We start from the raw sequence: 13,199 nt of genomic DNA, 5'->3' as shown, positions 1-13,199 counted from the left end.
ACATGATAGAACGCGTTGTAACCGTGGGGGTTGAAACCCAAGAAAATTTTTATTATTTTGATGAATCAATGAAAGAATTAGAAAATTTAACACAAACGGCTCAAGGTGAAGTCGTTGGCACGATGACACAAAAACGTCCAACGATTGACCGCAGAACCATTGTTGGTAAAGGGAAATTAGTTGAACTTGAAGCGCTTGTGGCCTCAACCGATGCGGACATGGTGATTTTTAACCATGAGTTAACAGCCAGACAAACATCTGTTATCGAAGAGATGGTGAAAGTAAAAGTGATTGACCGTGTGCAATTAATTTTAGATATTTTTGCCCTAAGAGCTAAATCCAAAGAAGGACAATTACAAGTTGAACTGGCACAGCTATCTTACTTGTTACCAAGATTAAGCGGACAAGGAGCAAGCATGTCGCGTCTTGGTGGTGGTATTGGAACACGTGGACCGGGGGAAACAAAACTTGAAACAGATCGACGTCATATCCGATTTAAAATGACGCAAATCAAACAAGAATTAAAAGAAATCGAAAAACATCGTGAAAGAAGTCGTAAAAAACGCCAAGAGTCTGACACGATGCAAGTCGGATTGATTGGTTACACCAATGCTGGAAAATCTACTATTATGAATTTGTTGACCAAAGCTAATACGTATTCAGAAGATCAATTATTTGCAACACTTGATCCATTAACCAAAAAGTGGGAATTGCCAACTGGGACACAAGTGACATTAACTGATACAGTTGGGTTTATTCAAGATTTGCCAACCCAATTAATTGAGGCGTTTCAGTCGACATTAGAAGAAAGTAAGGCAATGGACTTTTTACTTCATGTCGTGGATGTTACCTCAACCAATCGAGACCAACAAGAAAAAACGGTGCTAGAGTTATTGCATGAGTTGGACATGGATCACATTCCTGTGTTGACTGTATATAATAAAGCAGATTTGTTGGAAGGAGAGTTTGTGCCAACGCTCTTTCCAAATTGTTTGGTTTCAGCAAAACGCATCGAGGATAAAGAGAGATTGACGCAAGATATTATGGATTTCTTAAAAGAGAATTTAACCAAATATCATTTGTTATACACACCAGCTGAAATGAAAGATTTTAACCAATTAAAAGAAGCCACGCTTTTAGAAAGTTATGAGTATGATGAATCATTGAATGAATATGACTTAATCGGGTATGCAAAAAATGTGACACGTTGGAAAAAAGGGGATAGTGAAGATGAGTTGGAGTGGTAAGTTACACCCAGAGTTGGTAGAAACCATCAAAGAGGTTGATAAAGATATATTAGAAGAACGTCAAAAAATGCAAGATGTCGCATTAGCTAATCAAGCAAAAGTATTAGAAGCGTTTAGAGAACATCATGTATCAGAAAGTCATTTTGCCCCATCAACTGGGTATGGCTATGATGATATTGGAAGAGATGCATTAGAATCTGTCTATGCCTCTGTTTTTCATGCAGAAAAAGCGTTGGTTAGACCGCATATCGTCTCAGGAACACACGCAATTTCAACGACTTTATTTGGTTTACTTCGTCCTGATGATGAATTGATTTATATCACAGGCACACCTTATGACACATTACTTGAAGTCATTGGGGTGGCAGGTGATGGCATTGGATCATTAAAAGAATACAACATAGGGTACAAAGAAGTGGCGTTAAAAGAAAATGGCTCAGTTGATTTTGATGGCATAAAAAAAGCGATATCTGATAAAACAAAAGTCATCGCCATTCAACGTTCGCGTGGCTATGATTCACGTCCGTCTTTTACAGTAGAACAAATTGGTGAGATGATTCGATTTGTTAAAGAGATAGATGACAATCTAGTCGTGTTTGTCGATAATTGTTACGGCGAATTTGCCGAAGAAATGGAACCAACTGATGTTGGAGCAGATATCATGGCCGGCTCTTTAATCAAAAATCCTGGTGGCGGTATTGCTAAAACGGGTGGATATATTGTTGGAAAAGAAGCGTTAGTTGATAAAGTGTCTTACCGTTTAACCACACCAGGTGTTGGTGGCGAGGGTGGCGCGATGATTTATAGCACACACGAGATGCTTCAAGGATTTTTCTTAGCCCCTCATGCTGTTAGTCAAGCCATACAAGGTGCGATATTTACCGCACGCTTATTAGAAAAGTTTGGTGTGGCATCAACACCGAAATGGAACGATAAACGCACGGATTTAATTCAAATGATTGAGTTAAACGATAAAGATAAAATGATTGCCTTTTGTCAGTCAGTACAAAAGTTCTCGCCAATTGATGCACATGTTTTGCCAATTCCGTCTTATATGCCAGGTTACGAGGATGATGTAATCATGGCAGCTGGGACTTTTGTTCAAGGTGGAAGTTTAGAATTAACGGCAGATGGACCAATAAGAGAACCATACCAATTATATGTTCAAGGTGGATTAACCTATGAGCATGTCAAAATTGCCGTCAGTGAATCGGTAAATAGTATCTATTTTTAATGAGTGAAAAAAGTTGATTAGTCGTGTTAGATTATCTCACATGATTAATTGACTTTCTTTTTTTTTACTGTTATTCTGTTTTTAACCTTTTATGAAAGGAGAAGAAAAAATGAATAAAAGAGACTTAAAACGTAGTAAATCTGTGTTTCCGATTGGCTCAGTGATGTTACTAACAGAACTTACTGCAAGGCAAATTCGTTACTATGAAGAACAGCAGTTAATTCATCCTGAAAGAAATGAAGGAAATAATCGGTTATTTTCTCTTAATGACATTGATCTTCTACTGGACATAAAAGATATGTTAGACGATGGGTATACCATTAAAGACATTAAAGCATCTTTTGATAAGGAAAAAAGAAAACAGGAAAAATTATCAGAAGAAAAGATTCGCATTGCTTTGTACAATGATTTAATGAATGAAAGTCGCTTTAACAGATACTAGTAATAAAACTTTAATTAAAAGGGTGGAAATCAATGGCAAATTATTCAACAAAAGAAGAAATCAAAGCACTTGCAGAAAAAGAAAATGTTCGATTCTTAAGACTGATGTTTACTGATATTTTAGGTAGAATTAAAAACGTAGAAGTTCCAATTAGCCAATTAGATAAAGTTTTAGACAACAAAATGATGTTTGATGGTTCTTCCATCGAAGGATTTGTGCGTATCGAAGAAAGTGACATGTACTTGTATCCTGACCTTTCAACATGGATGATTTTCCCATGGGAAAGTGAAAAAGGAAAAGTGGCACGTTTGATTTGTGATGTACACGGAACAGACGGCAAGCCATTTGCAGGTGACCCACGTAGTAATTTAAAACGTATCATGAAAGAGATGGAAGACTTAGGTTTTACAGGATTCAACATTGGGCCTGAACCTGAATTTTTCTTATTTAAATTAGATGAAAATGGTAATGCGACGAAAAAGTTGAATGATCAAGGAGGCTATTTTGATTATGCCCCAGTTGATTTAGGTGAAAATTGCCGTCGTGATATTGTGTTAGAATTAGAAAGCCTTGGATTTGAAGTAGAAGCGTCTCACCATGAGTGTGCACCAGGACAACATGAGATTGATTTCAAATATGCTGATGCGATTGAAGCATGTGACAATATTCAAACATTTGAATTAGTTGTTCGTACGATTGCTAGAAAACATGGTTTACATGCAACATTTATGCCAAAACCATTACACGGGATTGCTGGTAGTGGCATGCATATCAACATGTCTTTATTTAACGATAAAGGAAATGCGTTCTTTGACGAAAATGGTGAAGACCAATTAAGTCAAACAGCGTATCATTTCTTAGGTGGTTTGTTAGAACATGCTAGAGGATATACGGCAGTATGTAACCCAATTGTTAACTCATATAAACGTTTAGTACCTGGTTATGAAGCACCTGTTTATGTGGCTTGGAGCGGTAAAAACCGTTCGCCACTCGTGCGTGTACCAAGTTCACGTGGTTTATCAACTCGTTTAGAATTACGTTCGGTTGACCCAACAGCTAATCCGTATTTAGCAATGGCAGTGTTATTACAAGCTGGACTAGACGGCATCAAACGTAAAATTGAACCACCAAAAGCAGTGGACCGCAACATTTACGTGATGACAGAAGAAGAACGTGAAGCAGCTCATATCACGGACTTACCATCAACACTACACAATGCTGTCAAAGCAATGCGTGAAGACGACATCGTCAAAGAAGCATTAGGAAGTCATATCTTCAACAACTTCATCGAAGCAAAACGTATGGAGTGGGATGCGTATCGCCAATCAGTATCTGAGTGGGAACGTGAGCAATATTTAGAAATGTATTAAAAAAAGAAAAACTTGCAGCCAAACAGGTTGCAAGTTTTTTGTGTTTATTTTTATAGGGGGGGAATTGTTATATAAATTTTACCGCTGTACCATAAGCTGCGACTGACTGCATATCAGCTCCAATAGAACCTGAATCAAAACGCATCATCACAATTGCATCAGCTCCCATTTTTTTAGCATTTTCTTTCAATCGTTGAATTGCTAATTCTCGAGATTCTTCTTGCATTTCAGTATAAGCTTTAATTTCTCCGCCCACGATATTTTTAAGACCAGCACCGATATTACGAACCACGTTTTTAGAATTTGTTGTTAAACCAAATACTTCGCCAATAATTTCGTAATTTTTTCCAGGGATATTTTCTGTTGTTGTAATAAGCATGTGATCAATCTCCTTTGGTTATATTATGTTTACATTGTCTATTTTATACCCAAATTTATGTGAGGATATCCAACTAAAGTTGTATCTTTGTGGTTAAATTCGTCAGGAAATAAATTGAATGGTATAATTTCAAAAAAGGATTATTTTTTAGGAGGAGCAAGATGGAATATTTATATTTTTCTGGACTTTGGTTGATTGTTTCTATTATATGCTATGTTGTGTTTATGAAAGAGAGGAAAGTATATGATTTTAGAATTAAACCATATTGAAAAAGTGTTTGGGGAACATACAGCATTAAAAGATATTAGTTTTAAAATTGATGAAGGAGAGATTTTTGGGTTTTTAGGACCAAGTGGCGCAGGAAAAACCACCACAATCAAAATTTTAACAGGTCAATTAAAACCAACTAGTGGTCAGGCAACCATATTAGGACGGGATTGTTTAAAGATTAATGAAGAAATATACGAGCAAATTGGCATTGTCTCAGACACAAGTGGCGTGTACGAACGTTTTAGTGTGTATGACAATTTAAAAGCATTTGCTGATATTTTAAGTGTGCCATATTCTCGCATTGACGAATTGATAGAAGAAGTTGGGTTAGTCGATCAACGAAAACAAGTGGCTGGAAAACTATCCAAAGGACAAAAACAACGGCTAGTAATCGCTCGAGCTATGTTACATCAACCAAAAGTTCTCTTTTTAGATGAGCCAACAAGTGGATTAGATCCAACGACGGCAAATCAAATTCAAAACCTATTTTTAGAGTTGAAAAAACAGCAGGTTGGTATCTTTTTAACGACTCATAATATGGAAGAAGCGACAAAATTATGTGATAGAGTGGCATTACTGGATAGAGGGCACATCATTGAGACAGGTGCACCAAAGGAAATTTGTTTAAGACATAACAATGATAAAGCTTATAAAATTACACTAAACACAAAAGAAGAAGTGACACTAAAAGACACAGCGTCAAATATTAAACAAATCAATCAATGGTTCATTGATGGGCGTATTGAAACGATTCATTCTTGTGAGCCAACATTAGAAGATGTCTTTATCAACGTGACAGGAAGAGGGCTAGTATGAAAAATAATAATATAACGAAAATCAATGCTATTATGAAATTAAAAAGTAAGATGTTGTTAAAAAATACAGCTGCGTTGATTGGTCCTTTTATGGCAATCGGAATGACGATTTTAATGAAGTTCCTCTATAGTTCAATGACGGAAAACCCAGAAGAAACACAGATGATGTTGGGGATGGCTTTAAAAATGGGGGTTGCGTTTAATATTGGGATGGGCGCAATTATGATGACGGCTCTTCCTTTAGCTGAAGACAAGGAAAAACATACGTTGCGAGCACTGATGACGTCATCTGTTAATGGCGTTCAATTTTTTATCGGCAGTCTTGTGCCACCATTTTTGATTACGCTTGTCGTCAATTATATCATCTTATTTGTGAGTGGGATTGATTTAGCAAATGTGAACTGGTTACAATATACTATTATGACGATAGTTTCAGCACTTATTAGTTGTATGTTAGGATTATTATTAGGTATTGTGGCAAAATCACAGGTGAATGCAAATAATATCATGATGCCATTGCTTTTGATATTAACGATGATACCAATGTTTGCAGATTTAAACGAGTCAATGGAAAAGGTATCACATTATTTATATACCGGTATTATGCTAGAAGTCGTCACGTCGTTTGTCGATGGTAAGACGTATCATTTTAACGTCCAACAAAGTCTTATCTTAGTGATTACAATGGTTGTGATTGCCCTTTTATTTGTGTATTTTTATAAAAAAGTGATTGTTGAAACGGATTAAGTAAAGCAAATTTCCGTTGATAAACGTGTCTAGGACGTGTTTTTTAGTCGTTTTTACCACAAGAATATTTTATTATGGTTCATTTTATGCTATGATACGATTAGTAACTATTAAGGGAGATTGAAAAATGATATCAGCAGTTGATTTAAGAGCAGGAAACACATTTGAAAAAGATGGTAAATTAATCAAAGTTTTAGAAGCAAGCCATCATAAACCTGGTAAAGGTAATACGGTTATGCGTATGAAACTAAAAGATTTACGTTCAGGTTCAACCGTTGAAACAACGATGCGTCCTGATGAAAAAGTAAAAAAAGCACATATTGATACAAAAGCTGTACAATACTTATATATCCAAGATGATATGGCAGTCTTTATGGACTTAGAAACATATGAACAATATGAAATTCCAGTATCAGTGATTGAACATGAATTAAACTACTTGTTAGACAACATGGAAGTATCAATCCAATTTTACGATACAGAAGTCGTTGGGGTATCTTTACCATCATCTGTTGTCTTGACAGTAGCAGAAACTCAACCTTCAATTAAAGGGGCAACTGTTTCAGGTTCTGGTAAACCAGCGACAATGGAAACAGGCTTAGTAGTCAATGTTCCTGACTTTATCGAAGTAGGCGATAAATTAGAAATTAACACGTCTGAAGGAAACTACATGAAACGTGCGAAATAATTTATAAATCAGCAGACTGTAATCTAACAGACTGTTGATTTTTTTTGTGCTATAATAGATGAAAAAGTGGAGGTAATTCAGTATGGAATGGCACACAATGTATGATTGGAAAATAGTATTTGATAATAAGTATGAGGATTATTTTACCTTAATGACAAATGATGAATATGTTTCCATTATGTGTTTGAAAACACAGTTTGGTGATTTTTCACCTATTATTTTTAAGTTAACTGACGCCACAGCAAAATTAATGAATCAGCCTCATTTTGTCGAATCAATCACGATTAGTTTAGACAAAGTGATTACAATTGAATTTAATGATTTCTTTGGTTTTCAAGATTTAGAAGAAAATCAAACGGAAGAATAAGAAAGAAACTTAAAAGATATCCTATCAACTAGATAGAGGGTATCTTTTCTTTATAATAAGGAGAGAGCGTTATGCCTGAAATGTCTCGGATGGATAAAAGAAGACAAGAAGAAGCAAAAAAACATGAAACAAAAGATAAAAAAAGTGACAGACGACAACCTAGTGACGTACAACCACCAACGAATCAAGGCGTTCCATCGAAAAAGAAACCAAAGAAGAAAAAATCTTGGGGCTTTTGGGTGTTAATCGTACTTGTTGCGTTAATTGCTTTATCTGGTGTTGGGTATGCAAAAGGGTATTTTACAGCGAAAATGGATAAAGACAACAAAGAATTTGAAATGACAGCATTTAAGGGTCAAAAAAGTCAAGATGATAGTGTCAATATTTTATTACTAGGTAGTGATTCGCGTGGCGAAGACCAAGGTCGTTCGGATTCGATTATGATTGCCCATTACAATAAAAAAACCAAACAACCACAAATTGTGTCAATCATGCGCGATACGTTTGTTGGAATACCGACGCAAGATGGGCTTGAATACAATAAAATTAATGCAGCGTATTCGTATGGTGGACCAGAGATGGTGAGACAAACGATTGAAAATAATTTTGGCATCCCAATTCAATATTATGCAGTCGTTAATTTCGACTCGTTCCCTAAAATTATTGACGTGTTAGCACCACGTGGCTTGCCGATTACAGCTGAAAAAGATTTAGAAGTCGAAGGAACAGTGATTAAAAAAGGGCAGACTAATTTAAGTGGTCATGAAGCTTTGCAATATGCTCGTTTTAGGAAAGATGCTGAAGGAGATTTTGGTCGCGTGAGACGTCAGCAACAAGTCATGAGTGCTATCACCAAACAAGCAACAAGTCCACTTCATGCTTGGAAGTTACCAGAGATGCTTGGGGCAGTTGTTGGGTACACACAAACCGACGTTCCATTGTCTACTTATCTGTCTGTTGGAAGTAGTTATTTATTCAGTTCACATAAATCTCTCGAAATCTTAACAGTGCCAGTCGAAGGGTCGTGGGAAAATGGCTACTATGACTACGCCGGAAGTGTCTTGGAAATCAATGAAGACATGAATAAGCAAGCCATACAGAAATTTTTCAGTAAATAAAATAGTGTTCAGACTTTACTTTAAACTCTAAGAAACCTATAATGTAAGTTGTGAACTTAGCGTAGTAAATAGAATTGAGGAAATACAATGAAGATTGCAATAGTGACGGATAGCACCGCTTATATACAAGAGCAGTACCTAGATCATGAAAATTTATTTGTCTTATCTGTTCCATTAATCATTGATGATGTCGTTTATCAAGAAGGAATTGATATTACAGACGAAGCATTTTATGAAAAATTAAAAGTAGCCAAAGAATTTCCTAAAACTAGCCAACCTGCACTGGGTGAAGTTTATGAACTTTACGAAACATTAGCTAAGTCAGGATATGATGCCGTAATTAGTATTCATCTATCAACTGGGATATCTGGATTTATTACGACATTAAATGGTATTTCAAAAGATTTTTCTGACATCGATATTTATCCGTTTGATTCTTATATCACAAGTGGTCCAATGGGTCGAATGGTGGAAGTTTCTTTGGAAATGACAGAAGAAGCTGACGCAGATCCAAAAGCAATCATTAACCATTTAGAAGAAATGAGACGATTTGCAGAAGGGTATATTGTCGTGGATGATTTAAATCACTTAGTTCGTGGTGGACGGTTAAAAAATGGGGCAGCAATTATTGGAACCTTATTAAAAATCAAACCTATTTTACGTTTCCAAGACGGTGACATTATTTTATCAGAAAAAATTCGTTCTCAGAAAAAAGCCTTGTCTCGCGTAATTGATATTGTGCTTGAGGAAGTGCCAAGTAAACCGCATGATAGCATTTTTTATGTGATTCACTGTAACAATCCTGAAGTTGCCACTCATGTAAGAGAAGACATGCTGAAAAGAGATGGTGATTTAAACGTCATTTTATGTAATTTTGGTCCAGTTATTGGAACACATCTTGGTGAAAAATCAATTGGGATAGGTGTTATTCCTAAAAAATAGTGACATGGTAGGAGGATAATTTAAATTATCCTTCTTTTTTAATAAATTTGAGAGAAAAGAGTGACGTAACATGATAGAAAGTACACATAGACCAAGTCAAGTTGTGGTGGATTTATCTGCCATTGAATACAATGTTAAACAAGAATTAGCTAGATTAAATGATGAACAAGTCTTATTTGCAGTAGTTAAAGCCAATGCATATGGTCATGGTGCAGTCAAAGTCGCACAAGCAGCCGAAAAAGCAGGTGCAAAAGGGTTATGCGTGTCTAATTTAGATGAAGCACTGGAATTAAGAGAGGCAGGTATCACGTTGCCGATTTTAGTATTGAGTTATGTGTCGCCAAACTATACCAACTTGGCTATCTCACAAAGTATTTCTTTAACCGCTCCTTCACTTGAATGGCTAAAAGAAGTCGAAGAATCTCTAGCAGCAAATCCTATGATGAACCCATTAAGTGTGCATTTAAAAATTGATACAGGGATGGGACGCATTGGATTAAGAGATGAAGATGAAATGGTTCAAGCAAAAGAATTATTTGTCTTATCCAATCACATGACGTTAGACGGTATTTTCACACATTTTTCTTGTGCAGATACAAAAGATACTAGTTATTTTGAGCTGCAACAACAACGATTTACGCGTGCGATGGACATTTTTTCTGATTTAGAGATTCCCTACATTCATACATCAAACTCTGCGACAGCTTTGTGGCATGATGCGTGGAATAGTAATTTGATTCGTTTTGGTGATGCGTTATATGGCTTAAATCCTTCAGGAAAAGCCCTTGATTTGCCTTACGAGTTAAAACCAGCTTTATCCCTCACAACCGAATTAATTCACGTTAAACAAGTGTCTACCGGAGAAAAAATTGGGTATGGTGCGACTTATACAGCTGAAAAAGAAGAATGGATTGGCACACTTCCCATTGGTTATGCAGATGGATTGATTCGTAAATTCCAAGGTTATAAGGTGATTATTGATGGGGAATATGCTGAAATAGTGGGACGAGTGTGTATGGATCAATGCATGATTCGTCTGCCTAAGCGTTATGATGTTGGCACACCGGTGACGATTTTCGGAAAAAATGGCACACTAGAAAATACGTTAGATGATGCCGCAGAATTTATTGGCACGATTAACTATGAAATTGTGTGTGGCTTAACGGATCGATTGCCAAGAATATATGAGAACGAGGAGATTAGTCATCCATGATTGCCGCTTATTTAAATATCTTGGTTGTGTTTGCGATTATCTTTTTAGGTTATATGCTAACCAAGAAAAAATGGTTTGATAATCATGTAGCAGATGTGTTTTCAAAATTGGTGTTAAATGTCACCTTACCATTAAGCATGTTTTTAAACATGACACAACAGTTTACAAGAGATGAATTTTTAGAATTATTTGCAGGACTGGCGATTCCGTTTTTCTCGATTATGATAACGTTTGTGATTAGTATCGTGTACTCAACTATTACAAAAGTCCCTGATACACGTAAGGGGGCGTTTCGTACCATGTTTACGGCGGCGAACACCATCTTTATGGGACTTCCTGTTAATATGGCAGTCTTTGGTGAAAAAGCCATTCCTTATGCGTTGCTTTATTATATTTGTAATACACTGTTCTTCTTTACGATTGGGATTATGATGATTGGGCAAGACAATCTGGAAAATCGTTTGAACCAATCAGCTTTTAGTTTCGAAAAATTATTGAAACAACTACTCTCGCCGGCTATTTTAGGATTTTTTGTCGGGGTATTATGGATGTTGACAGATATTGCTGTGCCAAAACCGATGATTGATTTTTCAAGTTATCTTGGTGGCATGACAACAGGGTTATCGTTATTTGTGATTGGGATAATTGTCTATCAAACAGGGTTTAAAAATATCAAAATGGATAAGGATGTCGCTGGCGTGATTCTTGGCCGCTACATCATCTCGCCACTTATTGTTTATGGGTTATCATTTATTATCTCTGTCCCAAGTTTGATGTTAAAAGTCTTTATCCTGCAATCAGCCATGCCTGTTCAAACGTCAATGCCAATTATTGCAAAAGGATATGGCGCAGATGAAACATTTGTCACGACGTCTCTGACTTATTCGCTCATCTGCTATATTGTCTTTATATTTGTCATTTTAACATTATTTTTTTAATTGAAACTGTGCTATAATGCCAAAGGAACGTAAAGGAAGGTGAATACAATGACAAAATTTAACCAATTCGGATTAAACGATAATTTAATCCAAGCATTAGACGAAATAGGATTTAAAGAAGCAACAGAAGTGCAAGAGACATTGATTCCAGTGATAAATAAAGGAAAAAGTGTTGTTGGACAATCACAGACAGGTTCAGGAAAGACACACACGTTTTTATTACCACTGATGAATAAAATAGATACCAAAAAAGAAGAAGTTCAAGTCATTATCACAGCACCAAGTCGTGAGTTAGCAGAACAAATCTATCAAGCCGCAAATCAATTGGCTGGCCACTATGATGATGAGCTACGTGTGAGCAACTATGTGGGTGGAACAGATAAAAAACGCCAAATGGACAAGTTAGCAAACCAACAACCACATTTAGTGATTGGAACGCCTGGTCGTATTTTAGATTTAATTGAAAGTGGTGCACTAAAAACACATACAGCATTTGCTTTTGTCGTGGATGAAGCGGATATGACACTTGACATGGGATTTTTAGAAGATGTCGATAAAATTGCCGCAACATTACCTGGAAACTTACAAATGTTAGTCTTCTCAGCGACAATTCCAGTGAAATTAAAACCATTCTTGAAAAAATACATGGACAATCCTGTTGTGGAACATATCAAACCAACGTCTGTTATTTCTGATACGATTGAAAACTGGGTGATCTCGACAAAAAGTAAAGACGTAGAACAAGTCGTGTATGATTTATTAACGATAGGCCACCCATTTTTAGCGATGGTGTTTGCGAACACGAAACAAAAAGTTGATGAAATTACTGATTTCTTAAAAGAAAAAGGCTTAAAAGTGGCGAAAATTCATGGGGATATTCCACCACGTGAACGTAAACGTGTGATGAAAAGCATTCAAAACTTAGATTATCAATTTGTGGTAGCGACAGATTTAGCTGCTAGAGGGATTGATATTGAGGGAGTTTCTCATGTGATTAACGCGGAAATTCCAAAAGATTTAGAATTCTTTATTCACCGCGTGGGCCGTACTGGTCGTAATGGACTTCCAGGTATTGCAATCACATTATATGAGCCAAAAGATGAAGCAGCACTTGCTGAATTAGAAAAACTTGGCATTAGATTTGAACCAAAAACCATCAAAAAAGGGGAAATTGTGGATCATTATGATCGCAATCGTCGTGAGCAACGTTCTCGTACGCAAAAACAATTGGACCCAACGATGATTGGTATGGTGAAAAAACAGAAGAAAAAAGTCAAACCAGGCTACAAGAAAAAAATCCGTTACGCGATTGCCGATGATCAAAAACAAAAACGTAAAATCGAGCAACGTCAATCAAATAGAAGTAAACGTAAAGCAAGAAAACAAGATTTTTAAGCAATAAAAAAACGACGAGAGATTTTCCCGTCGT

General features: G+C 36.2%; 14 protein-coding genes. 13 read left to right on the top strand and 1 reads right to left on the bottom strand.

Annotated features, from left to right (window positions below):
* Positions 1-2: 2 nt before the first annotated feature.
* The 4 genes from hflX to glnA all read left to right on the top strand — a co-directional run bounded on the left by hflX (position 3) and on the right by glnA (position 4,293).
* Positions 3-1,247 (top strand): GTPase HflX, encoded by a 1,245-nt coding sequence (hflX, locus tag BW731_RS00425; protein WP_079344748.1) that lies wholly within the window; start codon positions 3-5, stop codon positions 1,245-1,247.
* The gene (locus BW731_RS00420; protein ID WP_079344746.1) at positions 1,231-2,481 is read left to right on the top strand and encodes a methionine gamma-lyase family protein; all 1,251 of its coding nucleotides are present in this window, start codon (positions 1,231-1,233) and stop codon (positions 2,479-2,481) included. The genes hflX and BW731_RS00420 overlap by 17 nt, the downstream gene beginning before the upstream one ends.
* A gap of 109 nt (positions 2,482-2,590) precedes the next feature.
* Positions 2,591-2,923, top strand: a complete 333-nt coding sequence (locus tag BW731_RS00415; RefSeq protein ID WP_079344744.1) for a MerR family transcriptional regulator — start codon at positions 2,591-2,593, stop codon at positions 2,921-2,923.
* A gap of 32 nt (positions 2,924-2,955) precedes the next feature.
* Complete coding sequence (glnA, locus tag BW731_RS00410) at positions 2,956-4,293, top strand: type I glutamate--ammonia ligase (protein ID WP_079344742.1); 1,338 nt, start codon at positions 2,956-2,958, stop codon at positions 4,291-4,293.
* Between the two features lie 67 nt (positions 4,294-4,360).
* Here the strand turns inward: glnA and BW731_RS00405 are convergent, their stop codons facing one another.
* Entirely contained in the window at positions 4,361-4,672 is a 312-nt protein-coding gene (locus BW731_RS00405; protein WP_079344740.1) for a heavy metal-binding domain-containing protein, read from the bottom strand.
* Between the two features lie 243 nt (positions 4,673-4,915).
* Here BW731_RS00405 and BW731_RS00400 point away from each other — a divergent pair, with 243 nt between their 5' ends.
* From BW731_RS00400 to BW731_RS00360, 9 genes are all read left to right on the top strand, one after another.
* Positions 4,916-5,758: an ABC transporter ATP-binding protein gene (locus tag BW731_RS00400; protein WP_079344738.1), complete on the top strand. Its 843-nt coding sequence runs from the start codon at positions 4,916-4,918 to the stop codon at positions 5,756-5,758.
* Positions 5,755-6,504, top strand: coding sequence for an ABC transporter permease (locus BW731_RS00395; protein WP_079344736.1), 750 nt, complete (start codon positions 5,755-5,757; stop codon positions 6,502-6,504). The genes BW731_RS00400 and BW731_RS00395 overlap by 4 nt, the downstream gene beginning before the upstream one ends.
* 127 nt (positions 6,505-6,631) lie before the next feature.
* Entirely contained in the window at positions 6,632-7,192 is a 561-nt protein-coding gene (gene efp / locus BW731_RS00390) for an elongation factor P (protein WP_079344734.1), read from the top strand.
* A gap of 82 nt (positions 7,193-7,274) precedes the next feature.
* Positions 7,275-7,559 (top strand): hypothetical protein, encoded by a 285-nt coding sequence (locus BW731_RS00385; protein ID WP_079344732.1) that lies wholly within the window; start codon positions 7,275-7,277, stop codon positions 7,557-7,559.
* Between the two features lie 71 nt (positions 7,560-7,630).
* Positions 7,631-8,677 carry an LCP family protein gene (locus tag BW731_RS00380; protein ID WP_233120410.1) on the top strand — a complete coding sequence of 349 codons (1,047 nt, stop codon included), beginning with the start codon at positions 7,631-7,633 and terminating at the stop codon, positions 8,675-8,677.
* 87 nt (positions 8,678-8,764) lie between these two features.
* Complete coding sequence (locus BW731_RS00375) at positions 8,765-9,619, top strand: DegV family protein (RefSeq protein WP_079344730.1); 855 nt, start codon at positions 8,765-8,767, stop codon at positions 9,617-9,619.
* A gap of 70 nt (positions 9,620-9,689) precedes the next feature.
* Positions 9,690-10,832 (top strand): alanine racemase, encoded by a 1,143-nt coding sequence (gene alr / locus BW731_RS00370; protein WP_079344728.1) that lies wholly within the window; start codon positions 9,690-9,692, stop codon positions 10,830-10,832.
* Entirely contained in the window at positions 10,829-11,770 is a 942-nt protein-coding gene (locus BW731_RS00365; protein WP_079344726.1) for an AEC family transporter, read from the top strand. The genes alr and BW731_RS00365 overlap by 4 nt, the downstream gene beginning before the upstream one ends.
* Before the next feature lie 48 nt (positions 11,771-11,818).
* Positions 11,819-13,165, top strand: a complete 1,347-nt coding sequence (locus tag BW731_RS00360) for a DEAD/DEAH box helicase (RefSeq protein ID WP_079344724.1) — start codon at positions 11,819-11,821, stop codon at positions 13,163-13,165.
* Positions 13,166-13,199 lie beyond the last annotated feature (34 nt).

Source organism: Vagococcus martis, assembly GCF_002026305.1.
Taxonomy (GTDB): domain Bacteria; phylum Bacillota; class Bacilli; order Lactobacillales; family Vagococcaceae; genus Vagococcus; species Vagococcus martis.
The sequence above is the reverse complement of the archived record's forward strand: the minus strand, read 5'-3'. Positions and strand labels throughout refer to the sequence as shown.

Excerpts from the sequence above, each read along its gene's own strand:
- hflX (WP_079344748.1), top strand. The coding sequence starts at position 3 with ATGATAGAACGCGTTGTAACCGTGGGGGTTGAAACCCAAGAAAATTTT.
- BW731_RS00420 (WP_079344746.1), top strand. The coding sequence starts at position 1,231 with ATGAGTTGGAGTGGTAAGTTACACCCAGAGTTGGTAGAAACCATCAAA.
- BW731_RS00415 (WP_079344744.1), top strand. The coding sequence starts at position 2,591 with ATGAATAAAAGAGACTTAAAACGTAGTAAATCTGTGTTTCCGATTGGC.
- glnA (WP_079344742.1), top strand. The coding sequence starts at position 2,956 with ATGGCAAATTATTCAACAAAAGAAGAAATCAAAGCACTTGCAGAAAAA.
- BW731_RS00405 (WP_079344740.1), bottom strand. The coding sequence starts at position 4,672 with ATGCTTATTACAACAACAGAAAATATCCCTGGAAAAAATTACGAAATT.
- BW731_RS00400 (WP_079344738.1), top strand. The coding sequence starts at position 4,916 with ATGATTTTAGAATTAAACCATATTGAAAAAGTGTTTGGGGAACATACA.
- BW731_RS00395 (WP_079344736.1), top strand. The coding sequence starts at position 5,755 with ATGAAAAATAATAATATAACGAAAATCAATGCTATTATGAAATTAAAA.
- efp (WP_079344734.1), top strand. The coding sequence starts at position 6,632 with ATGATATCAGCAGTTGATTTAAGAGCAGGAAACACATTTGAAAAAGAT.
- BW731_RS00385 (WP_079344732.1), top strand. The coding sequence starts at position 7,275 with ATGGAATGGCACACAATGTATGATTGGAAAATAGTATTTGATAATAAG.
- BW731_RS00380 (WP_233120410.1), top strand. The coding sequence starts at position 7,631 with ATGCCTGAAATGTCTCGGATGGATAAAAGAAGACAAGAAGAAGCAAAA.
- BW731_RS00375 (WP_079344730.1), top strand. The coding sequence starts at position 8,765 with ATGAAGATTGCAATAGTGACGGATAGCACCGCTTATATACAAGAGCAG.
- alr (WP_079344728.1), top strand. The coding sequence starts at position 9,690 with ATGATAGAAAGTACACATAGACCAAGTCAAGTTGTGGTGGATTTATCT.
- BW731_RS00365 (WP_079344726.1), top strand. The coding sequence starts at position 10,829 with ATGATTGCCGCTTATTTAAATATCTTGGTTGTGTTTGCGATTATCTTT.
- BW731_RS00360 (WP_079344724.1), top strand. The coding sequence starts at position 11,819 with ATGACAAAATTTAACCAATTCGGATTAAACGATAATTTAATCCAAGCA.